Source organism: Caulobacter sp. P1_D6 (genome assembly GCF_056406095.1).
The window spans coordinates 22918-44799 of sequence record NZ_JBFUAW010000041.1; the positions used below are offsets into that span (position 1 = coordinate 22918).

Consider the following 21882-nt stretch of genomic DNA (forward strand, 5'->3'; position numbering starts at 1 on the left):
AGATGAGGGCGGCGCTCGCGCGTCGCGGCAATCTCTATCTGCGCGTCGTCGCCACGGTGATGATCGCCCTGATGCTGCACGCCTTCATGGGCGCCAGCTGGACCTGGCTGTGGGCCGGCGCCTACGCGGCCGCCCAACTGCTCGAGCTGCTGCTGATCAGCCGGCTGGTGCGACATCCCGATTCCGGCCGAGCCTTGCGGTTCGCCGTGGCGGCCATGCCGGCGATCACCTCGATCATCTTCGGCTTCCTGTCGATCCCACTGTTCGCCTCGTCCGTGCGCTTCGCCCCGACCCTGGGCGGCATGCTGCTGGCGGGCGCCCTGCTGAACGTCATCGTCGTCAATTCCAGCCTGAGATCGGCGACGATCTCGGCCGCCGCCCCGCACGTGGTCTATCTGCTGATCGTGCCGTTCGTGGCCCGCTCGGCCAATCCGACCGCGTCCCTGGCCGACGCCCTGTGGCTGGGCGTGGTGCTGCTGATCGTCTCGGTGTTCGTGGCCGCCCGCACCCTGGAGCGGGCCCTGCGGGCCGAGGCCGCGGCCAAGGAGGAGGCCGAGCGCCGCCGCCACGAGGCCGAGGAGGCCGTCGCCGCCAAGTCGGCCTTCGTGGCCATGATCAGCCACGAGCTGCGCACGCCGATCAGCGCCATCCTGGCCGGCGCGGCGCGCCTGCACAGCGACGTGCCCGAAGCCGCCTCCAAGCTGCACGCCCAGTTGATCGGCGACGCCGGCGCGATGATGCGCACCCTGCTCAACGACCTGCTGGACCTGTCGCGCCTGGACGCCGGGCGGATGTCGGTCGAGCAGGCGCCGTTCGACCTGCGTCAGGCCATGGCCGACACCCTGCGTCTGTGGCGGCCGGACGCCAACAAGAAGGGCCTTCGCCTGCGCGTCGAGGGCGCGGCCCATCTTCCGCGCTGGGTCGCGGGCGATTCCATGCGGCTGCGCCAGGTGCTCAACAACCTGCTGTCCAACGCCATCAAATTCACCGCGCGGGGCGCGGTCACCGTGCGCCTGACCGCGCGCGAGGAGGCCGACCATCTGGTGTTCGAGGCGATCGTCGCCGACACCGGACGCGGCCTGACCGAGGAGCAGCTGGCGCGGCTGTTCACGCCGTTCGACCAGCTGGCCTCCAACGTGGCGCGCGAGCACGGCGGTTCGGGCCTGGGCCTGGTGATCAGCCGCGAGCTGGCCCGGCTGATGGGCGGTGACCTGACGGTGACCAGCAAGCCGGGCAAGGGGGCGCGCTTCCGCCTCCAGGTCCGGGTCGAGACCGCCGAGGCGCCGGACGCCCGGGCCGGAGGGGCGATCGTCGAGGGCGCGCGGGTGCTGGTGGTCGACGACCACATGGTCAACCGCCGCGCCATCGAACTGGTGCTGCAGTCGTTCGGCATCCAGCCCACCCTGGCCGAGTCCGGCGAGCGGGCCTTGGAGCTGCTGCATTCCGAGGTGTTCGACGTCATGCTGATGGACGTCTACATGCCGGGCATGGACGGCCGTGACGCCACGCGCCAGCTGCGCGCCGCCGACGGTCCCAACCGCGACATCCCGGTGATCGCCGTCACCGCCTCGGCCACCGCCAAGGACTGGGAAGCCTGCCATGCGGCCGGCATGAACGCCCACGTCGCCAAGCCGATCGACCCCAGCCAACTGCACGCGGCGCTGAGCGAAGTGCTGCCGGCGGCGGCGGCTTCCAGCCGGGTGGCGGCCTAGTTCACGCGAACACTTGCCCCTACGGGCCTTCGGCCGTCTTCCCCATAGGGGGCGGACAGGCGGCGGGGCCGCCAGGCGGGGGCAAGGGTTCGGTGGCACGGAGAAGCCCGGCCAGCCTCTCCCGCAACGCCTCGTGATCCTTCATCTGGCACTCCCACACCGTCTCCACGCGCCAGCCGGCGGCGGTCAGGTCGGCGACGTTGCGCCCATCCCGCGCCATGTTCCGCGCGACCTTGGCCAGCCAGTAGTCGCGGTTGGCCTTGGGCACGCGAGAGCCCCGCGCGCAGTCGTGGCCGTGCCAGAAGCAGCCATGGACGAAGATCGCCAGTCGCCGGCCCGGCATCGCCACGTCGGGCGAGCCGGGCAGGTCCTTGCGGTGCAGGCGGTAGCGCGCGCCCAGGCCGGTCAGCAGGCGGCGCAGCAGCAGCTCGGGCTTGGTGTCCCGGCTCTTGATCCGGGCCATGACAGCCGAGCGCTTGGCGGGGTCGAAGACGTCGCTCATGGCGTCGTAACGTCCCCGCCTCGAGCTTGGATCAGAGGCCCTCGAACAACGCCGTCGACAGATAGCGTTCGGCGAAGCTGGGGATGATCGCTACGATCAGCTTGCCGGCGTATTCGTCGCGTAGGGCCAGGTCGAAGGCCGCGGTCAGGGCTGCGCCGGAGCTGATGCCGACCGGCAGGCCCTCGGTCGAGGCCGCCTTGCGGGCCATGGCGAAGCTGTCGTCGTTCGACACCTGGATGACCTCGTCGATCACCCCGCGGTCGAGGATGCCCGGCACGAAGCCGGCGCCGATGCCCTGGATCTTGTGCGGGCCGGGCGCGCCGCCCGACAGCACGGCGGAGGCTTCCGGCTCGACCGCGACCATCTTCACCGACGGCTTGCGGGCCTTCAGCACCTGGCCGACGCCCGAGATGGTGCCGCCGGTGCCGACGCCCGAGACCACGGCGTCCACGGCGCCGGCCGTGTCGTTCCAGATCTCCTCGGCCGTCGAGACACGGTGGATCAGCGGGTTGGCGGTGTTCTCGAACTGCTGGGGCATCACCGCGCCGGGGGTGGCCTCGATGATCTCCTGGGCCCGGGCGACGGCGCCGCGCATGCCCTTCTCGGCCGGGGTCAGCTCCAGCTTGGCGCCCAGCAGCAGCAGCATCTTGCGGCGCTCGATCGACATGCTCTCGGGCATGACCAGGGTCAGCTTGTAACCCTTGGCGGCGGCCACGAAGGCCAAGGCGATGCCGGTGTTGCCGCTGGTCGGCTCGACGATCACGCCGCCCGGCTTCAGCAGGCCCTTGGCCTCCAGATACTCGATCATCGCCACGCCGATGCGGTCCTTGACCGAGGCCAGCGGATTGAAGAACTCCAGCTTGGCCACGACTGTGCCCTTGGGCTTCAGCTCGGCGGTCAGGTTGGGCAGGCGGACCAGCGGCGTGTCGCCGACCGTGTCGAGGATCGAGTCGAAGATCTTGCCGCGCCCGGCGCGCTTGAACCGCGCGGCGTCGTAGATCGAGGAGGCGTCGTCCATGGGAAGTCTCGCTTGGTGTGGGATTGTCGGCCCTGGGGTTAATCCACCTTAGGCCGTGGGTTTTGGCGTGTCAGCGGCTCATTCGGCGGCGAGCGACGCAGATTTCCTGAGGGCGAGCGGAGTCAAAAGCCGTTCGGACAGCCAGCGCACCACCGGGGCGGCCACGCCGTCGCCGATCACGTGCAGGCCGGCGGTGGCGCTCCTGGGCAGGCGGTAGGCCTCGGGCAGGCCCATCAGCCGGGCGCCTTCGCGGGGGCTGAGCAGGCGCGAGCGCACCTGGCCCCTGTCGATCACCAGCAGGGTCTGGCGCGAGGAGCCGCCGCGCGGTGTGCGCAGGCAGCCGGCCAGGCCGTCGAAGCGCACCTCGGCCCGCTGCTGGCCGCCGCGCATCCGCCGGAAGACGGCCCCGACCGCGCGCTCGCCGCTCTGGACACGGGCCTCGACGGCGGCGCGGTGAAGCGGGGCCATCAGGTCGAGCAGGGTCTGGGTGGCTTCGTCCGTCCGCCAGTTCACCTGGTCATCGGGTTCGAGCAGGGCGGAAAGGTCGGTGTTGCGAGCGGGCGGGGCGTCCAGGCCCCACCACGTCCAGGCGGTCTGCAGCTCGGCGGGCAGGCGGGCATGGGCCTCGCGCACGGCGCGGGTCTGGAACGGGCTTGGCCCCGTCAGGCCGTCGGCCGGCAGGCGGGTGGCGATCACGAACACCCGGGGCCGCGACTGCGGGACGAAGCGGGCGGCGTCGATCTCCAAGGCGCCGAAGCCGTAGCCCTGGTCGCGGAGCGCGCGGCACAGGGCGGTGAAGTCGGCCCCGCCGTGCGAGGTCAGCAGGCCCACGACGTTCTCGACCACCACCGTGTCGGGGCCGCGCCCCTCGGCGCTCAGCGCTTCCATCAGCTTCCAGAAGCCGAAGAAGGCCGAGGAGCGTCCGCCCTGCAGACCCGCTCGAGCGCCGGCCAGGCTGAAGTCCTGGCAAGGGCTGGAGGCCCAGGCGAGATCCGCCTGGCCGGGCAGGTCGGCGGGCGCGATCTTCCAGACGTCGCCTTCGTGGAAATGAGATGCCGCGTCCGCATGGTTGTCGCGATAGGTCGCGGCCTTGACCGGATCGAAGTCGTTGGCGAAGGCGCAGGTCCAGGCGTCGCCCAGGCCCAGGCGCGCCATCCCGCCGCCGGCGAAGAATTCGTAGAAGGAAGGGCCCGAGGCGCTGGAAGCGTTCCGATTCATCGCGGGGGAGTCTAGCGTGAGCCGCCCCCTCTTAGATATAGGGCCAGGGATAGCGCCGCCATGCTTCGTTCCGCCGCCGTCACCACCATCGCCGTTTGTTCGATCTTGCTGCTTTCAGCCTGCGGGGAGGCGCCGATGGGGGCGTCCGAGGGAGCGTCGAGCGCGCCCGCCGACGCGCCGGCCTCGGCTCCGCCGGGACCGGACTTCTCCGGCGACTTTCAACTGGTCGGGACCGAACCGTTCTGGGGAGGACGGATCCAGAACGACGGCCTGACCCTGTCGCGGGCCGGCCAGCCGGATGTCAGCGCGGACAACACCGGCGTCCACGTCGAGGACGGCGCCGGGGTCTGGGGCGTTGGGGGTCTGGTGTTCAAGTTGCGGCCCGAGCCCTGCTCGGACGGCATGTCGGATCGTCGCTACGACTATCGTGCGGAGGTGACGATCAATGGCGATGTGCTGAAGGGCTGCGCGTCGGCGCCGGTGGACCTGCAGGCCCAGCCCCAACCTTAGTGGCTTGGGACCCTAGTTCCCGACGTCCATCAGCTCGTAGTGGCCGCGCGCGTCGAGGTCCTGGCGGATGGCGCCCGGGACGGGCAGCAACAGGCCGATCGAGACGGCGGCGACGGTGGCGAGGGCGAAGAGGGCCTTGAGAGGGGCGGCCATGGCGGCGGGTCCTGGTTGAACGATGTCCGCCGAAGAGCGGTCAATCGGCAACAAAGATGGTTGCGGTTAGCCGAGGTTCAAGAGGGTCTCGGCCCCGCATCCCAAATTCGTTGATCGTCGTTTTTTCGGACCGTCGCCCGGCTCATATGGGACCCCGAACGCAAAACGCCACCGGGCGCGAACCCGGTGGCGTCTCGTGGATGAGCTGGGACAGCGCATGCGCCCGTCCCTGTCGTTGCAGGTTCTAGAAGATCTCGAACAGCCCGGCCGCGCCCATGCCGCCGCCGATGCACATGGTCACCACGCCCAGCTTGGCCTTGCGGCGCTTGCCTTCCAGCAGCAGGTGGCCGGCGCAGCGGGCGCCGGTCATGCCGAACGGGTGGCCGATGGCGATCGAGCCGCCGTTGACGTTGTACTTCTCCGGATCGATGCCCAGGCGGTCGCGGCTGTAGAGGCACTGCGAGGCGAAGGCCTCGTTCAGCTCCCACAGGTCGATGTCGTCGACCTTCAGGCCGTGGCGTTCCAGCAGGCGCGGCACGGCGAAGACCGGGCCGATGCCCATCTCGTCGGGTTCGCAGCCGGCGATGGCGAAGCCCTTGAACAGGCCCAGGGGCTCCAGGCCGCGCCGGGCCGCTTCCTTGGCTTCCATCACCACCACGGCGGCGGCGCCGTCCGACAGCTGGCTGGCGTTGCCGGCGGTGACGAAGTTGCCCGGACCCTTGACCGGCTCCAGCTTGGCCAGGCCCTCGAGGGTGGTCTCCGGACGATTGCACTCGTCCTTGGTGACCACGTAGTCGACCAGGCTCTCCTCCTTGGTCTCCTTGTTGACCACCTTCATCTTGGTGGCCATCGGCACGATCTCGTCGTCGAACAATCCGGCGGCCTGGGCGGCGGCGATCCGCTGCTGGCTGCGCAGCGAGTACTCGTCCTGATATTCGCGGCTGATGTTGTAGCGCTTGGCCACGATGTCGGCGGTGTCGATCATCGCCATCCAGAGGGCCGGCTTCTCGCGCATCAGCTTTTCTTCGGTGATGTGGAAGCGGTTCATGTGACCGCCGCCCTGGACCAGCGAGATCGACTCCACCCCGCCGCCGATGGCGACCGGGGCGCCGTCGTTGCGCACGTAGTTGGCGGCGGTGGCGATGGCCTGCAGGCCCGAGGAGCAGAAGCGGTTGACGGTCTGGCCCGAGGTGGTGACCGGCAGGCCGGCCCAGATGGCGGCATTGCGGGCGACGTTCATCCCGGTGGCGCCCTCGGGGCCGCCGCAGCCCAGCACCACGTCCTCGACCTCGGCCCCTTCGAGCTTGGCGCGCGACACGGCGTGCTGGATGGCGTGGCCGGCCATGGCCGCGCCGTGGGTGTTGTTGAACCCGCCGCGGTTGGACTTGGCCAGGCCGGTCCGGGCGTAAGAGACGATGACCGCTTCGCGCATTTGGGTGCACTCCCCTTTAAAACGTTAGTTTGAATTGGGGCCACCCTAGACCGGGATTTCCGTCCGCGAAAGGTCACGCGAACGTAAAGCGATGCGGTCGACGGTTGCGGCAATGCTTGCCAGGCAAGAGCTTCAAAGCTTGAGCATTCCCCAGCGTCATCCTGAAGAGAAGTCGGGACATTGTTGCCCGCAATCCACTCTTCTTCAGAAAGGTTCGTGCGCCGACGCTCTGATCTCGTTTGCCGTTGACTTTCGATGATTCGGGCAAGAACGCTCAGGTTGTGGCCCATAACTATAATCTAATGGCCGCTAAAAACATAAGCGGGAGGAATTTCATGCGCCCTGTAATCCGTCGCCGGCATTCGCTGCTGGCCGCCACCGCCCTGGCGGCCTCGATCGCCGCCCTGCCGGCGATCGCCAGCGCCCAGCAGTCCAACAACACCGTCGAGGAACTGATCGTCACCGCCACCAAGCGCGACGCGACCATCCTGGACGTGCCGTTCTCGATCAACGCCCAGACCCAGGCCGACATCCAGAAGTCGGGGGCGGTCACCCTCGAGGACCTGTCGCGCAACGTCGCCAGCCTGACGATCCAGAACCTCGGCCCGGGCCAGAGCCAGGTGTCGGTGCGCGGCGTCTCGGCCGGCCAGGTGGTCCGCGACCAGCCGGGCGTGAAGGAGCAGGTCGGGGTCTATCTCGACGAGTCGGTGATCTCGCTGTCGCTGTTCACGCCCGACGTCGACCTGTTCGACCTGAACCGGGTCGAGACCCTGCGCGGCCCGCAAGGCACGCTGTTCGGCTCGGGCTCGGTCGGCGGCACCATCCGCTACATCACCAACCAGCCCAAGCTGGGCGCCTACGAGGGCGTGGTCGAGGCCAACGTCAACGTGTTGGATGGCGGCGACGTCGGCGGCTACATCAAGGGCGCGGTCAACCTGCCGCTGTCGGACAAGGCGGCCCTGCGGATCGTCGGCTACGACACCGAATACGCCGGCTTCGTCGACGCGCTGGGCGAGAACGGGACCAAGAAGAAGAACGTCAACGACGGCAATCGCCGCGGCGGCCGGGTCTCGCTGCTGATCGAGCCGACCGAGAACATCAGCATCACCCCGCGCCTGGTCTATCAGGAGATCCACGCCGGCGGCTTCAACCGCCAGGAAGCGTTCAACCTGTTCGCCAACCCCTTCACCACCACCCGCCCGGCCATCACCCTGGGCAAGCGCGAGCAGTACCTGCTGCTGGACGAGAGCTTCGGCGACAAGACGTTCCTGGGCGACCTGACCGCCTCGTTCGGCTTCGGCGGCATGGAGCTGACCTCGGTCACCAGCTACATCGACCGCAAGATCGACGTGAACCGCGACGCCAGCGCCCTGAGCGGCAGCGTCTCGGTGGACCTGGGCTTCCCGGACGCGGCGGTCACCCTGCCGTCCAAGCTGGTCGACACCACCGATCTTGAGCAATTCACCCAGGAAGTGCGCCTGGGCTCTGACAACGACAGCCCGTTCCAGTGGCTGGTCGGCGCGTTCTATTCGAAGGTCGACCGGGTCTATAACCAGCGCCTGCCGACGCCCGGCTACGACGCCTATACCGACGCCACCCTGGGCGCGGGCACCTCGGCCGCCGTGGCCAACGGCTTCCCGGCCAACTCGCCCTACAACGCCTCGCTGCCCTACGACATCAAGCAGAAGGCGGTGTTCGGCGAGGCCAGCTACGAGATCGACAAGCTGACCATCACGGCCGGCGGCCGCTACTACGACTTCGAGGAAGAGCGCCGGTTCACCTCGGGCGGCCTGTTCGCCAACGGCGACGACCAGACCGACAAGACCTCGTCCGACGGTTTCACCCCGCGCCTGCTGGTCAGCTACAAGGCCAACGCCGACCTGACCTTCAACGCCCAGGCCTCCAAGGGCTTCCGGTTGGGCGGGGTCAACGACCCGCTGAACCTGCCGCTGTGCTCGCCGCAGGACGAGGCCATCTTCGGCGGCTACCAGTCGTATGACGACGAGACGCTGTGGAACTACGAGACCGGGATCAAGTCGCGGTTCGGACGTTTCAGCTTCAACGGGGCGGCCTTCTACACCGACATCAAGAACCTGCAGACCACCCTGGACGCCGGCTCGTGCTCGTCGCGCGTGGTGTTCAACGTGCCCAAGGCCCACACCATGGGGCTGGAGGGCGAGCTGACGGCCCGCCTGGCCGAGGGCTTGGACATCGGGATCTCGGGCAGCGTCCTGCAGGCCGAGTTCGACACCACGGTCACGGACGGCACGGGCGCGATCATCGGCGGCATCCGCGAAGGCAACCGCCTGCCCTCGGTGCCCAACTTCCAGATCTCGTTCAACGCCACCTACACGCGGACCCTGACCGACACCATGGACGGCTACATCACCGCCTCGTTCCAGCACGTGGGCAGCCGCTACACCCAGGCCAGCGATCAGGAGGACAATCCGCGCTCGTTCGTCTCGGGCCTGCCGTTCGGCGGGGCTTCGGGCAACAACGCCACCATCGTGGACCTGAAGCTGCCGGAGTACGACCTCATCAACCTCAGCGCCGGCCTGCAGATGGACAACGGCCTGGACATCATCGCCTACGTCAACAACCTGACCGACGAGAACGCCCTGCTGTCGTTCGACCGCGAACGCGGCGGCCGGGCGCGACTGGGCTACACGATCGGCCAGCCCCGCACCGCCGGGGTGACGATCCGCAAGTCGTTCTAGGTGGAGCCGGGGACATGCCCTCGCGGCGTGTCCCCGTTTTCAGGCGCGGCGTTGGTCTTTGGGGATACGCCGCAAGGGCGTGTCCCCGATCCCAGCTATTTCTGGGCCTGAGGTTCGGTCAGGAGATCGGCGTGGCGGTGGATCATCTTCCAGTCGCCATCCTCGCGCCGGAAGATCTCGGTGACCCGCAGGTGCATTTCGGCCGGTTCGTCCTGGCCGGCGAACCGGACGGACGCGTGCTGCAGGCCGGTCCAGTAGGCCAGGTCGCCGCTGGCCTGGCTGTGCAGGATCTCCAGCGTCGTCTCGCCGCCGGCCTCCATGCTTCGGGCGCCGCGGGCGTTGACCGCGGTCACGTGGCCGGCGCCTTGCTCGCGCCCGCCCCTCGGCGGAAAGAAGGTGGCCGGATTGGCCTGGGCGGCGATCTCGCCCAGCGGTCCGGCGTCGCCGTTGACATAGGCCTGGGCGACCTGGCGGCGCTGGTCGAGGAAGGCGGTGAAGTCGTCCTGATCGGTCATCGGAGCCTCCTGGTGCTAGGCCCAAAACGCGCGACGGCGCCGGAGGTTTTGCCCTAGCGCGGCAGAACGGTCAGTCCGTCCGGCAGTTCGTTGCTGTCGTCCGGGCGTGGCGGGATATGGGCGGCCAGGATGGCGCCCGCCCGGGCGATGGCGGCCACGAAGCCGTCGGCGATCGCCCCGCGCTTGAGGCCGGCGACCAGGTCGGCCACCACCTCGTCCCAGACCGCCTTGGGCGCGGCGGCGTGGATGCCTTCGTCGGCGATCACCTCGACGCGGTGCTCGGCCAGGGCGGCGAAGATCAGCACGCCGGTGCGGTGACGGGTCAAGTGCAGGTCCTTGGCCAGGAAATAGTCCAGCGCCGCCTGGCGCACCCGGGCCTTCTTGACGGCGGCGGGGATCAGCGCGTGACGCACGGCGGGGATCCAGACCAGGGCGGCGACGACGGCGAAGATCGCCGCCTGCAGGCCGACATAGGTCAGCAGGGCCGACAGGATGGCGACGTCCTGGGCGGCGGCGTGGCCGATGCTCCAGCCGCCGAACAGCCGGCTCAGCATCTCTGGCCGGAAACCGGCCAGCAGGGCCAGGGCCGGGACCAGCAGGGCCGCGCCGGTCGCCCAGATCAGCGGAACCGAGCGGTCGTCGCCGACCTCTGGGGCCAGCACGCAATAGATCTCGCCGGCGGTGGTCTTCTCGGCGTCGGCCACGGCCTTGGCGATGCGGTCTTGGTCGGCTTGCGAAAGGCTTTTCATCACCAACTCCCCGAGGATCCGCCGCCGCCGAACGAGCCGCCGCCGCCGGAAAAGCCGCCTCCTCCGCCGCCGCTTCCGCCGCCGCCCCAGCCACCGCCACCGCCGCGGCCGCCGCTCAGCATGCCGTTCAGGATGATCCAGGGCAGGGCCGAACCCAGCCCGCCGCCCCGGCCGCCCCGACCGCGCCGGCCGAAGATCTGGCTGAGCACGACGATGACGATGAACAGGATCAGCAGGGCCAGGATCGGCGAGGCGCCGGAGCTGCGCTCGGCCTCTTCCGAGACCTTGAACGCCTGCGCCGCCTTGGCCTTGGCCTCTTCGTCGGGGAGGGCCAGCTGCTCGATGACCGCGTCGGTCCCAGCGGTGACCCCGCCCTCCAGGTCGCCGGCCTTGAACTTGGGCAGGACGGCGGTCTGGATGATGACGCTGGACAGGGCGTCGGTCAGGATCGGTTCCAGACCGTAGCCGACCTCGAGGCGCACCTTGCGTTCGGTCGGGGCGACGATCAGCAGGGCGCCGGTGTTGGTCCCCTTCTGGCCGATGCCCCAGGTGCGGCCCAGCTGGTAGCCATAGTCCTCGATCTCGTAGCCTTGCAGGTCGGGCACGGTGGCCACCACCAGCTGGCGGCCGGTGGTCTTCTCCAGGTTTTCCAGCTTGGTCGTCAGCTCGGCCTCGACCTGCGGCGACAGGATGTTGGCGTTGTCGACGACGCGGCCGGTCAGAGCCGGGAAGGTGGGGCCGGCGGCCAGCGCGGGAGCGGCGAACGCCAAGGCGAAGAACGCGAGGAGCGCCGCGATCCATCTCCTCCCCTGGGTGTTGGCCGACGGCGCCGGCGGGGCGCCGAAGTCGATGCTGGGCGCCGACTGGGCGTTGGCCGTGGCCTGGAACAGCTGGGCCGGCTTCTGGCTGCCGTACAGGGTCTTGGCCCAGATCACGCTTGGGAAGGTGCGCAGGGTGGTGTTGTAGACCTGGGCCGTCTGATTGTAGTCCCGCCGGGCGATCGAGATGCGGTTCTCGGTGCCCTCCAGCTGGCTCTGCAGGGCCAGGAAGTTCTGGTTGGACTTCAGCTCCGGATAGCTTTCCTGGATCATCATCAGCCGGCCCAGCACGCCCGACAGCTTGTCCTGGGCGGCGGAGTATTCGGCGAACTTGGCCGGGTCGGTGATGGTCGAGGCGTCGACCTTGACCTGGGTGGCGCTGGCCCGGGCCTGGGTGACCTCGACCAGGACGCTCTTCTCCTGGGCCGCGTAGCCTTTCACGGTCGCCACGAGGTTGGGGATCAGGTCGGCGCGGCGTTGATACTGGTTCTGCACCTCGGCCCAGGCGGTCTTGGTCGCCTCGTCCTGGGTGGGGATGGTGTTGATCCCGCAGCCGGCCAGGAACAGGCTCACGGCGATGACGGGGGCGAGACGGGTGAGGGTTCTGAGCATCCGCATGAAGTCCCTTCGGGCCTGATTGGATCCGGGCTTGGCGCCGGATGTCGTTCTTGGCGGTCGTTCGACGCACACTAAGGGCGAGCTTCACGTCGATGCAAACGCGATGACGACCTGTGCGTGCATTCTCTCGCAATGCGCGCATTTGTCATCCCGTAAACGGTAGAGGCGTGGTCGCGGCGCTAAAGATCGGCGAACGCCGCCTTGCGCGGACCCATGTAGCCGAACAGCCAGGCGGCCACCTTGCGGATCTGGATCTCCTCGCTGCCCTCGGTGATCCGGTAGCGGCGGTGGTGGCGATAGATGTGCTCGAACGGCTTGTGGCGCGAATAGCCGAGGCCGCCGTGCACCTGCATGGCCCGGTCGGCCGCCTCGCAGACCAGGCGGTTAGCCCAGTAGTTGCACATCGAGACCTTGTCGGAGAGCCGCTTCTCGACCTCCGGCTTGGTCATCTGGTCCATCTCCCAGGCGGTCTTGCGGATCAGCAGGCGCAGCATCTCGGCCTGGGTCGACAGCTCGACGATCGGGAACTGGATCGCCTGGTTCTCGGCCAGGGCCTTGCCGAACGGCTTGCGCGTGCGCGCGTACTTGATGCTCTCTTCTATGCAGAAGGTCGCCGCGCCCAGGCTGGAGGCCGCCTGGCGGATGCGGTTCTCGTGCACGAAGTGCTGGGCCAGGGCCAGGCCCCCGTCCTCCGGCCCGAACATCGCCTCGTCGGGCACCCAGACCTTGGTGAAGCTGACCCGGGGGTGGTCGGTGGGCATGTTGAAGGTCCAGAGGTACTCCTCGATCTTCACGCCGGGCGCGTGGGCGGGCACCAGGAAGCAGGTGATCCCGCGTGCCTCGCCGTCCTCGCCGCTGGTGCGGGCGAACAGGGCGCAGTGGGTGGCCGCGTGCATGCCGGTGGTCCACATCTTCTCGCCGTCGATCCGCCAGCCGCTTTGGCCGTGATGCGCCTCACGGACGGCGCGGGTCTCCATGAAGGTGGCGTCCGAACCGTGGTTGGGCTCCGTCAGGCCGAAGGTCGGGCGGAAGGCGTGGCGGTCCAGCATGTCGGGGATCAGGTGCTGCTGGTCGGGCCGGCCGAAGTCGCGGATCATCAGCACGAACGGGTTGTTGCCGACGATCGAATGCTCGTTCTGCAGGTCGTTGAACAGGCCCAGACCCTTGGCCGCCAGGTGCTCGCGGATCACCGCCATCCAGAGGTTCGAGCCGTCCTGGCCGCCGTACTCTTTGGGAAGGGCGAAGCGGTAGTGGCCGGCGGCGTCGGCTATGCCCCGGGCCTTGCCCAGCAGCTCCTCCCACTCGCGGCGCGGCAGGCCGCCGCCGTCCCAGTCGGTGCGGGCCCATTCGCGGCGGTGGTCGAAGAAGCGCTCGTTGTCGTGCTCGGCCTGCAGCGGCGCGATCTTGTCGGTGATGAACGCGTCGAGCGTCGCCAGGTAGGCCGTCAGTTCCGGCGGCAGGTTGAAATCCATGGCCGCGTCTCCCTATGGCTGGCCCCGTTCGGGCTCGTCTCAGGCGAGTATGAACCGCCGTTCGGGCTCGCCAAGTCTGACGTGACGGAACGCGGGCCGGGCCTGCCTTCCAGGCGGGCAGCGGGCGAGCGTCGCCGATCCTTGGCCTTCCATGGCTTGGCGTGGTGAAGGTCTGGCCGCTAGGGTCCGGCGCGAGCATGACCGGAGGAACGCGCGTGGGCGAGATGAGAACGAGCAACCGACGGGCCGTGCTGGCGGGACTGGGCGGACTGGGCGCGACCAGCCTGGCTGGGTGCGTGACGCAGGGCGGGGCCTCAAGCCTGATCGCCCCGTCCCGTCCGGCCTTCGTCGTTCCGCCCCTGGCGCCGCTGCGGATGAGCGCCGATCGCATCACCAAGATCACCGTCTGCCTGCGGCCGTTCCGGGCGGCGGGACCAAGGCTGGACGTCGAAGACGTCAACGGCAAACGCGTGGTGCACAACTACGGCCACGGCGGCAGCGGTTGGTCGCTGTCGTGGGGCTCCAGCACCATCGCCGCCGGCAAGGCGCTGGAGGGCGGGACCAAGGAGGTCGCGGTGATCGGCTGCGGCGCCCTGGGCCTGACCTCGGCCCTGCTGCTGCAGCGGGCCGGCGCCAAGGTGACGATCTACGCCAAGGAGCGCACGCCCCAGACCCGCTCGTTCCGCGCCACCGGAACCTGGTCGCCGGACTCGCGCGTCGCCGACGCCGACAAGGTCGCGCCCGGCTTCCCGGCCCTGTGGGAGGAGATGGCCCGCACCTCCTACGCCACCTACCAGACCCTGCTGGGCCTGCCTGGCGAGCCGGTGTCGTGGAGCGACCGCTACACCCTGTTCGACGGCGCCGGCGAGAGCCGGCCCCACGTTGAAGGCAAAGTGCATTTCGCCGAGTACGGCGATCGGCTGCACGACATCGTGCCCGGCTTCCATGACCTGCCGGCCGGCTCGCATCCGTTCCCGGTCGGCCGCGTGCGGCACGGCACCTCGATGCAGTTCAACGTGACCGAGATGGCCCACATGCTGACCAGCGACTTCCTGGCCGAGGGCGGCAAGATCGTGGCCATGACCTTCGACACCCCCGCCGACCTGGCGCGGCTGAAGGAGCCGGTGGTGGTCAACTGCACCGGCTACGGCGCGCGGGCGCTGTGGAAGGACGAGACCATCACCCCGGTGCGCGGCCAGATCGCCTGGCTCGCCCCGCAGCCGGAGGTCCGCTACGGGCTCTATTACAAGCACGTCTCGGTCCTGCCGCGTCCGGACGGCATCGTCGTGCAGCAGGTGGGCGACAGCGACATGTGGGGCTATGGCGTCGCCGAGGAGCGCCCCGACCGGGCGGAAGCCGAGAACGCCGTGGCGACAATCGCGGGGCTCTACGCCAAGGTGTAGGGCGTCGCTCGGCGACTCTCGCGTGAAACAAGCGTTTCATTAAAAAATGCTCATGCGAAATACTTTTCGCTTGCGCTATTTCTGAACACTGATATCTAAGCAGTGCTTAGTTCTGATCCGAAGCGTCGGTGGGGATACCGATGCTGACATCCCCGGGTCGGGGCGCCCAGTACAGCTTTTCGCCGATCATCGATCATTCCAACTCCCTGAATACGCTGGAGGGCTTTCCAATGAAGCTCCAATCCCTGGCGGCTGTCGCCGCCCTGACCACCTGCCTGTTCGCCGGCTCGGCCTTCGCCGACGGCCGCATCGCGGTCGCCCTGGAAAACCCGGTCGCCGCCAAGACCAAGGTCGTCGCCGGCGGCGCGGTCTTCATCTGCGACGGCGCCGAGTGCGTTTCGGCCGCCGCTCCGTCGCGGGCCCTGACCGCCGTCGCTTGCAAGGCGCTCGCCAAGGAAGTCGGCCCCGTGGCGGCTTTCGGCGGCGAGACCAAGTCGCTGGACGCCGACGACCTGACCCGCTGCAACGCCTCGGCCAAGGCCGGCGTGCAGACGGCCGCGAAGTAAGCGCTTTCTAGTACCCGGACGCTTTTTGGGGCTCCCCCGCCCCGTCCGGCTGTTTCCTCGAACATTCGCCTGATGGGGCGGCGGACCGGTTCCGCCGCCCTTTTTCTTTAGGCGGGTTAGGACTATGGGACCGCCATGACCACCTCGACCGCCGCCCTGCTGGAAGACGCCCTGCGCCAGATCGCCGGGCCCGACGCCGAACCCACCTCGATGACCGTCGACTACGGCGCGGCCCCCCTCTCTTCCAAGGGCCAGCCGCACGCCAGCAAAGCCTGGATCGAGCGTTCGACCCGCAGCCTGGTCTTCGCCCAGGCCGAGGCCCGTACCGAGGATGGGAGCCTGGTCGCCGCGGCCTCGGCGGTGTTCCGCAGGGTCACCCAAGCCTAGCCACACCTGTTTTACGAAACCGCGCCCCTCCTTACGCATTGGCCTTGGTTGCGACTGCGAAGGCTGCGTGTTATCAGGCGCGCGGCTTCGGACAGGGCAGCGCGTCAGCGCCGGCCGTCCATGCGCTTTTCTAGAGCGCGCTCAAGCCTTTAAGCCGGGACGAGGGTTAATCTTCTTGTCCGCGGCGATTGCAACGCACCGGGCGGAACAAGTGGCGGACGAAACCAAGGCGACGGATGCGGGTCAGCGCTATGCGCAGTCCCTGTTCGAACTGACGATCGAGAGCAACCAGCTGACCAAGGTCGAAGGCGACCTGAAGGAGCTGCGCGCCATGGTGGCCGGCAGCGCCGACCTGCGCCGCCTGATCGAAAGCCCGGCCTTCTCGGCCGAGGACAAGGCCAAGGGCCTGACCGCCGTCGCCGCCAAGGCCAAGTTCCAGCTGCTGACCGCCAAGTTCCTGGGCCTCGTCGCCAGCAACGGCCGCGCCGGCGATCTGCTGGGCGCCATCAGTGCCTTCATCGAGCTGTCGGCCGTCCATCGCGGCGTCGTCACCGCCGAAGTCACGACCGCCAAGGCCCTGACCGCCGCCCAACTGAAGGGCGTGTCGGCCGCGGTCGCCACCGCCGTCGGCAAGACCCCCGAAATCTCGACCCGCGTCGATCCGTCCATCCTGGGCGGCATCAAGGTGCGTGTCGGCTCCCGCCTGTTCGACGCTTCGCTCCGTTCGAAGCTCGATTCCCTGAAATTCGCCCTGAAGCGCGCCTAAACCTCTATAAGCGCGTCAAAAGATAAAATCGCAGAGAGCCCAAGACAGCCATGGACATCCGCGCCGCCGAAATCTCGGCCATCCTCAAGTCGCAGATCGCCAATTTCGGCGAAGAAGCCGCCGTTTCGGACGTCGGCCAGGTGCTGTCCGTCGGTGACGGCATCGCCCGCATCTACGGTCTGGACAACGTCCAGGCCGGCGAAATGGTCGAGTTCCCGAAAGCCGGCGTGAAGGGCATGGCCCTGAACCTCGAGCGCGACAACGTCGGCGCCGTGATCTTCGGCCAGGACCAGGCCATCAAGGAAGGCGACGAAGTCCGCCGCCTCGGCGAGATCGTCGACGTGCCGGTCGGCCGTGGCCTGCTGGGCCGCGTCGTCAACCCGCTGGGCGAGCCGATCGACGGCAAGGGCCCGATCGTTTCGACCGAGCGTCGCCGCGTCGACGTCAAGGCCCCGGGCATCATTCCGCGCAAGTCGGTGCACGAGCCCGTGCAGACCGGCCTGAAGTCGATCGACACCCTGATCCCCGTCGGCCGCGGCCAGCGCGAACTGATCATCGGTGACCGTCAGACCGGCAAGACCGCCGTCGCCATCGACACCATCCTGAATCAGAAGGCCGCCAACGCCGGCAAGGACGAGAGCGCCAAGCTCTATTGCGTCTACGTCGCCATCGGCCAGAAGCGTTCGACCGTCGCCCAGATCGTCAAGACGCTCGAAGAGCACGGCGCGCTGGAATACACGATCGTCGTCGTGGCCTCGGCCTCGGAGCCGGCCCCGCTGCAGTACCTGGCCCCGTTCTCGGGCTGCGCCATGGGCGAGTGGTTCCGCGACAACGGCTTGCACGGCCTGATCATCTATGACGACCTGTCCAAGCAAGCCGTCGCCTATCGCCAGATGTCGCTGCTGCTGCGCCGTCCGCCGGGCCGCGAAGCCTATCCGGGCGACGTCTTCTATCTGCACAGCCGCCTGCTGGAACGCGCCGCCAAGCTGAACGAAGACAACGGTTCGGGCTCGCTGACGGCTCTGCCGATCATCGAAACCCAGGCCAACGACGTGTCGGCCTACATCCCGACCAACGTGATCTCGATCACCGACGGCCAGATCTTCCTGGAAACCGACCTGTTCTACCAGGGCATCCGCCCGGCCGTGAACGTCGGCATCTCGGTGTCGCGCGTCGGTTCGTCGGCCCAGATCAAGGCCATGAAGCAAGTTGCCGGCGCGATTAAGGGCGAGCTGGCCCAGTATCGCGAAATGGCCGCCTTCGCGAAGTTCGGCTCGGACCTGGACGCTTCGACCCAGAAGCTGCTGGCCCGCGGCGAGCGCCTGACCGAGCTGCTGAAGCAGCCGCAATACGCGCCGCAAGCCGTCGAAGAGCAGGTCTGCGTGATTTACGCCGGCACCCGCGGCTATCTCGACAAGATCCCGACCTCGTCGGTCCGTCGCTTCGAGAGCGAGCTGCTGGCCCGTCTGCACAGCCAGCACAAGGATCTGCTGGACGGCATCCGCACCAAGAAGGCCCTCGACAAGGACCTGGAGAACACGCTGAAGAGCGTGCTCGACAGCTTCTCGGCGACCTTTGCCTAGCTGATCGATGGCTGATCAACCCAAATCCTTGGACGCATGGTCCGGCGAGTTCGGCGACCGCTACACGCAACGTAGCGCCGCCACCGTCGAGGCTGTTCGCGGCCGCGCGCGGGTTTGGGGCGAGGTGCTTCGGCGCATGACCGGCGACATGCCCAAGAGCGTCCTGGAAGTGGGGCCGAACGTCGGCCTCAACCTCCTGGGCATCCAGGCGCTGTCGGACATGGAGCAATGGGCCATCGAGCCCAACGCTTCGGCCCGCGAGCAACTGGTCCGGAACGGCGTCCTGCCGGCCGAGCGGTTGTTCGAGGGTTTCGGTCACAGCATCCCGCTGGCCGACGGCGCGGTGGACATGGCCTTCACGGCCGGCGTCCTGATCCACGTCGATCCCAGCCAGCTGGAAGCGACGATGCGCGAAGTGCACCGCGTGGCTTCCAAGTACGTCTTCTGCTCCGAGTATTTTTCGCCGAAGGCCGAAACGATTACCTACCGTGGCGAACAAGATCTTCTGTTCAAGAACGATTTTGGCTCGCTCTACATGGATATGTTCCCAGATCTGCAGTTGGTCGATTACGGGTTCTTCTGGAGAAGAACGACCGTGATGGACGACAGCACCTGGTGGTTGTTTAGGAAGGTCTGATAGGCGGATGGCAAGCCTAAAGGAAATGCGCAATCGGATCGCAAGCGTCAAGGCGACGCAGAAGATCACGAAAGCGATGCAGATGGTGGCGGCGGCCAAGCTCCGCCGCAGCCAGGACGCGGCCGAAGCCGCGCGCCCCTATGCGCGCCGGCTGAAGAACGTCATCGCCAACCTGGCGGCCGGCGTTTCGGGCGACGGCGCTCCGGCCCTGCTGGCCGGCACCGGCCGTGACGACCGTCACCTGATCATCGTCGCCGCCGCCGACCGCGGCCTGGCCGGCGGCTTCACCTCGTCGATCGTCCGCGCCGCGCGCGAGCGGATCGACAGCCTGGTGCGCGAAGGCAAGGACGTGAAGATCGTCTGCGTCGGCAAGAAGGCGACCGCCCAGCTGCGCCGCCTGTACGCCGACCGCATCGTCGAGAATTTCGACCTGTCGGCCTATCGCCAGTTCACCCTGACGGTCGCCCAGCCGATCGCCGACGTCGTCACCCGCCTCTATGAAGCCGGCGACGTCGACGTGGTCACCCTGTTCTACAGCCGCTTCAAGTCGGTGGTTCAGCAGATCCCGACCGCGCTGCAGCTGATCCCGGCCGTCGTCGAGGGCGCGGAAGCGACCTCGGGCCCGGCCGCCGTCTACGAGTACGAGCCCTCGGAAGAGGCCATCCTCGAGACCCTGCTGCCGCGCAACCTGACGGTCCAGATCCTGTCGGCCCTGCTCGACAACATGGCCGGCTTCTACGCCAGCCAGATGACGGCGATGGACAACGCCACGCGCAACGCCGGCGACATGATCAAGCGCTACACCCTCGAATATAACCGCTCTCGTCAGGCTCAGATCACCAAGGAGCTGATCGAGATCATCTCCGGCGCCGAAGCCGTCTGATCCTGAACTTCCAACCATAAAACGCCCGCAGAAGACGCACGAAAGATCCTGAACGCCATGGCCAAGACCCCCGCTAAGGCTCCCGCCGCCGCTGCCAAGCCGGCCGCCGTGAAGACGCCCGCCGCTCCGAAGGCTGCCGCCGCCGCTGCCCCCAAGGCCGCCGCGACGAAGGCTCCCGCCGCCCCGAAGGCTGCTCCGAAAGCCGCCGCGCCCAAGGCTCCGGCCGCCGCCAAGGCCGCCGGGACCCGCGAAAAGCCCGCCACCATCGGCGCGGCCACCGGCAAGCTGGTGCAGGTCATCGGCGCCGTCGTCGACGTCGAGTTCGAAGGCCCGCTGCCGGCCATCCTGAACGCGCTGGAGACGGTCAACACCGCCTCGGGCCAGCGCCTGGTGTTCGAAGTCGCCCAGCACCTGGGTCAGAACACCGTCCGCGCCATCGCCATGGACGCCACCGAAGGCCTCGTTCGCGGCCAGGCCGTGCGCGACACCGGCGAGTCGATCCGCGTTCCGGTCGGTCCCGGCACCCTGGGCCGCATCATGAACGTCATCGGCGAGCCGATCGACGAGCAGGGCCCGATCAAGTCGGACATCTTCCGCACCATCCACCGCGACGCCCCGTCGTTCGCCGACCAGACCAACACCGCTGAAGTGCTGGTCACGGGCATCAAGGTCATCGACCTGATGTGCCCCTACACCAAGGGCGGCAAGATCGGCCTGTTCGGCGGCGCCGGCGTCGGCAAGACCGTGACGATGCAGGAACTGATCAACAACATCGCCAAGGCTTACGGCGGTTATTCGGTCCTGGCCGGCGTGGGCGAGCGCACCCGCGAGGGCAACGACCTCTATCACGAGATGATCGAGTCGAACGTCAACGTCGACCCGAAGGCCAACAACGGCTCGACCGAAGGCAGCCGCTGCGCCCTGGTCTACGGCCAGATGAACGAACCCCCGGGCGCCCGCGCCCGCGTGGCCCTGACCGGCCTCTCCATCGCCGAGTACTTCCGCGATGAAGAAGGCAAGGACGTGCTGTTGTTCGTCGACAACATCTTCCGCTTCACCCAGGCCGGCGCCGAAGTGTCGGCTCTGCTGGGCCGCATCCCCTCGGCCGTGGGCTATCAGCCCACCCTGGCCACCGAGATGGGCAACCTGCAGGAGCGCATCACCTCGACCAACAAGGGCTCGATCACCTCGGTCCAGGCCATCTACGTGCCCGCCGACGACCTGACCGACCCGGCGCCCGCCGCCTCGTTCGCCCACTTGGACGCCACCACCGTTCTGTCGCGCGACATCGCCGCCCAGGCCATCTTCCCCGCCGTCGATCCGCTGGACTCGACCTCGCGGATCATGGACCCGCTGGTCATCGGCGAAGAGCACTACAACGTGGCCCGCTCGGTCCAGGAAGTGCTGCAGCAGTACAAGGCCCTGAAGGACATCATCGCCATCCTGGGCATGGACGAGCTGTCGGAAGAGGACAAGCTGACGGTCGCCCGCGCCCGCAAGATCCAGCGCTTCCTGTCCCAGCCGTTCCACGTCGCCGAGCAGTTCACCAACACGCCCGGCGCCTTCGTCCAGCTGAAGGACACCATCCGCTCGTTCAAGGGCATCGTGGACGGCGAGTACGACCACCTGCCGGAAGCCGCCTTCTACATGGTCGGCCCGATCGAAGAAGCGGTGGCCAAGGCTGAAAAGCTGGCTGGCGAAGCGTAATGACCGACGAACACGAGCTGATCAACTTCTGCTGCGAAGAGCTCGAGGATGCGGTGTCTTCGGATCCCGAAGACGCGCTGATCGAGCACGACAGCGGATTGATCCTGCTCAATCTGGGTCAACGGGAAGCAGATGGTGAAACCGGCGTCGTGCTGGCCACCATCCGCTTCTGCCCGTTCTGCGGGACCGAGATTCAGACCGACGAAGACATCGAGGCGGCGCTCGGCGCCGTGGAGATCATCGAGTAATGGCCAAGCTGCACTTCTCCCTCGTCGCGCCCGAGCGTGAACTGTTCTCGGCGGACGTCGACCAGGTCGACGCCCCCGGCACGGAAGGCGATTTCGGCGTCCTGCCGAACCACGCGCCGTTCATGACCACCCTGCGCGAGGGCCGGGTCACGGTCCGCGACGGTTCGACCGTGCGGCTGTTCGACATCCAGGGCGGTTTCGCGGACGTCGGTCCCGACGGCTTCACCATCCTGGCCGAACACGCGGTCGAGGSGGCKTAAGCCCCCCC

Annotated in this window: 22 protein-coding genes and 1 pseudogene; 13 read left to right on the forward strand and 10 right to left on the reverse strand. The window is 68.1% G+C overall.

Features of this window, described 5'->3' with window-relative positions; genetic code table 11:
• Positions 1–2 precede the first annotated feature (2 nt).
• Positions 3–1712, forward strand: coding sequence for an ATP-binding protein (locus AC1DYP_RS20420; RefSeq protein WP_477047883.1), 1710 nt, complete (start codon positions 3–5; stop codon positions 1710–1712).
• Between the two features lie 19 nt (positions 1713–1731).
• Here AC1DYP_RS20420 and AC1DYP_RS20425 read toward each other — a convergent pair whose 3' ends face one another.
• From AC1DYP_RS20425 to AC1DYP_RS20435, 3 genes are all read right to left on the reverse strand, one after another.
• Entirely contained in the window at positions 1732–2214 is a 483-nt protein-coding gene (locus AC1DYP_RS20425) for a very short patch repair endonuclease (RefSeq protein WP_477047884.1), read from the reverse strand.
• Positions 2215–2245: 31 nt separating this feature from the next.
• Positions 2246–3232 (reverse strand): cysteine synthase A, encoded by a 987-nt coding sequence (cysK, locus tag AC1DYP_RS20430; RefSeq protein ID WP_477032297.1) that lies wholly within the window; start codon positions 3230–3232, stop codon positions 2246–2248.
• A 78-nt stretch (positions 3233–3310) separates the two neighbouring features.
• On the reverse strand, positions 3311–4450 hold the full coding sequence (locus AC1DYP_RS20435; protein ID WP_477047885.1) for a DNA cytosine methyltransferase: 1140 nt from the start codon (positions 4448–4450) through the stop codon (positions 3311–3313).
• A 60-nt stretch (positions 4451–4510) separates the two neighbouring features.
• Here AC1DYP_RS20435 and AC1DYP_RS20440 point away from each other — a divergent pair, with 60 nt between their 5' ends.
• Positions 4511–4960 (forward strand): COG3650 family protein, encoded by a 450-nt coding sequence (locus AC1DYP_RS20440; protein WP_477047886.1) that lies wholly within the window; start codon positions 4511–4513, stop codon positions 4958–4960.
• 12 nt (positions 4961–4972) lie between these two features.
• On the opposite strand, the gene AC1DYP_RS20445 is transcribed toward AC1DYP_RS20440, so the two are convergent.
• Both AC1DYP_RS20445 and AC1DYP_RS20450 read right to left on the reverse strand, forming a co-directional pair.
• Positions 4973–5113 carry a hypothetical protein gene (locus AC1DYP_RS20445; RefSeq protein ID WP_477047887.1) on the reverse strand — a complete coding sequence of 47 codons (141 nt, stop codon included), beginning with the start codon at positions 5111–5113 and terminating at the stop codon, positions 4973–4975.
• Positions 5114–5357: 244 nt separating this feature from the next.
• The gene (locus AC1DYP_RS20450; RefSeq protein WP_477047888.1) at positions 5358–6545 is read right to left on the reverse strand and encodes an acetyl-CoA C-acyltransferase; all 1188 of its coding nucleotides are present in this window, start codon (positions 6543–6545) and stop codon (positions 5358–5360) included.
• A gap of 335 nt (positions 6546–6880) precedes the next feature.
• Between AC1DYP_RS20450 and AC1DYP_RS20455 the strand changes: the two genes are divergently transcribed.
• A complete protein-coding gene (locus AC1DYP_RS20455; protein ID WP_477047889.1) occupies positions 6881–9262 on the forward strand; it encodes a TonB-dependent receptor in 2382 nt (793 codons plus the stop codon).
• Positions 9263–9357: 95 nt separating this feature from the next.
• On the opposite strand, the gene AC1DYP_RS20460 is transcribed toward AC1DYP_RS20455, so the two are convergent.
• The 5 genes and pseudogenes from AC1DYP_RS20460 to AC1DYP_RS20480 all read right to left on the reverse strand — a co-directional run bounded on the left by AC1DYP_RS20460 (position 9358) and on the right by AC1DYP_RS20480 (position 13434).
• On the reverse strand, positions 9358–9777 hold the full coding sequence (locus AC1DYP_RS20460) for a YybH family protein (protein WP_477032303.1): 420 nt from the start codon (positions 9775–9777) through the stop codon (positions 9358–9360).
• A gap of 53 nt (positions 9778–9830) precedes the next feature.
• On the reverse strand, positions 9831–10526 hold the full coding sequence (locus AC1DYP_RS20465) for a TPM domain-containing protein (protein WP_477047890.1): 696 nt from the start codon (positions 10524–10526) through the stop codon (positions 9831–9833).
• On the reverse strand, positions 10526–11296 hold the full coding sequence (locus tag AC1DYP_RS20470; RefSeq protein WP_477047910.1) for a TPM domain-containing protein: 771 nt from the start codon (positions 11294–11296) through the stop codon (positions 10526–10528). Before AC1DYP_RS20470 ends, AC1DYP_RS20465 begins: the two co-directional genes overlap by 1 nt.
• Positions 11297–11356: 60 nt before the next feature.
• Positions 11357–11962, reverse strand: a pseudogene (locus AC1DYP_RS20475) (LemA family protein); the annotation flags it as partial.
• Positions 11963–12141: 179 nt separating this feature from the next.
• Positions 12142–13434: an acyl-CoA dehydrogenase family protein gene (locus AC1DYP_RS20480; RefSeq protein ID WP_477047891.1), complete on the reverse strand. Its 1293-nt coding sequence runs from the start codon at positions 13432–13434 to the stop codon at positions 12142–12144.
• A gap of 224 nt (positions 13435–13658) precedes the next feature.
• Here AC1DYP_RS20480 and AC1DYP_RS20485 point away from each other — a divergent pair, with 224 nt between their 5' ends.
• The 10 genes from AC1DYP_RS20485 (at position 13659) to AC1DYP_RS20530 (ending at position 21874) form a co-directional block, all read left to right on the forward strand.
• Entirely contained in the window at positions 13659–14837 is a 1179-nt protein-coding gene (locus tag AC1DYP_RS20485) for an NAD(P)/FAD-dependent oxidoreductase (RefSeq protein ID WP_477047911.1), read from the forward strand.
• A 230-nt stretch (positions 14838–15067) separates the two neighbouring features.
• Positions 15068–15403, forward strand: coding sequence for a DUF8200 family protein (locus AC1DYP_RS20490; protein ID WP_477032308.1), 336 nt, complete (start codon positions 15068–15070; stop codon positions 15401–15403).
• Positions 15404–15538: 135 nt separating this feature from the next.
• Positions 15539–15790 carry a hypothetical protein gene (locus AC1DYP_RS20495; RefSeq protein WP_477047892.1) on the forward strand — a complete coding sequence of 84 codons (252 nt, stop codon included), beginning with the start codon at positions 15539–15541 and terminating at the stop codon, positions 15788–15790.
• Between the two features lie 211 nt (positions 15791–16001).
• Complete coding sequence (locus tag AC1DYP_RS20500) at positions 16002–16556, forward strand: F0F1 ATP synthase subunit delta (protein ID WP_477032310.1); 555 nt, start codon at positions 16002–16004, stop codon at positions 16554–16556.
• 50 nt (positions 16557–16606) lie between these two features.
• A complete protein-coding gene (gene atpA, locus AC1DYP_RS20505; protein WP_028038868.1) occupies positions 16607–18139 on the forward strand; it encodes a F0F1 ATP synthase subunit alpha in 1533 nt (510 codons plus the stop codon).
• 7 nt (positions 18140–18146) lie between these two features.
• Positions 18147–18776 carry a pseudaminic acid biosynthesis-associated methylase gene (locus tag AC1DYP_RS20510; RefSeq protein ID WP_477032311.1) on the forward strand — a complete coding sequence of 210 codons (630 nt, stop codon included), beginning with the start codon at positions 18147–18149 and terminating at the stop codon, positions 18774–18776.
• A gap of 7 nt (positions 18777–18783) precedes the next feature.
• Positions 18784–19659 (forward strand): F0F1 ATP synthase subunit gamma, encoded by an 876-nt coding sequence (locus AC1DYP_RS20515; RefSeq protein WP_477047893.1) that lies wholly within the window; start codon positions 18784–18786, stop codon positions 19657–19659.
• Positions 19660–19716: 57 nt separating this feature from the next.
• Positions 19717–21366, forward strand: a complete 1650-nt coding sequence (gene atpD, locus AC1DYP_RS20520; protein WP_477047894.1) for a F0F1 ATP synthase subunit beta — start codon at positions 19717–19719, stop codon at positions 21364–21366.
• Complete coding sequence (locus AC1DYP_RS20525; protein ID WP_422179023.1) at positions 21366–21614, forward strand: hypothetical protein; 249 nt, start codon at positions 21366–21368, stop codon at positions 21612–21614. The genes atpD and AC1DYP_RS20525 overlap by 1 nt, the downstream gene beginning before the upstream one ends.
• Positions 21614–21874, forward strand: coding sequence for an ATP synthase F1 subunit epsilon (locus tag AC1DYP_RS20530; RefSeq protein ID WP_477047895.1), 261 nt, complete (start codon positions 21614–21616; stop codon positions 21872–21874). The genes AC1DYP_RS20525 and AC1DYP_RS20530 overlap by 1 nt, the downstream gene beginning before the upstream one ends.
• Positions 21875–21882 lie beyond the last annotated feature (8 nt).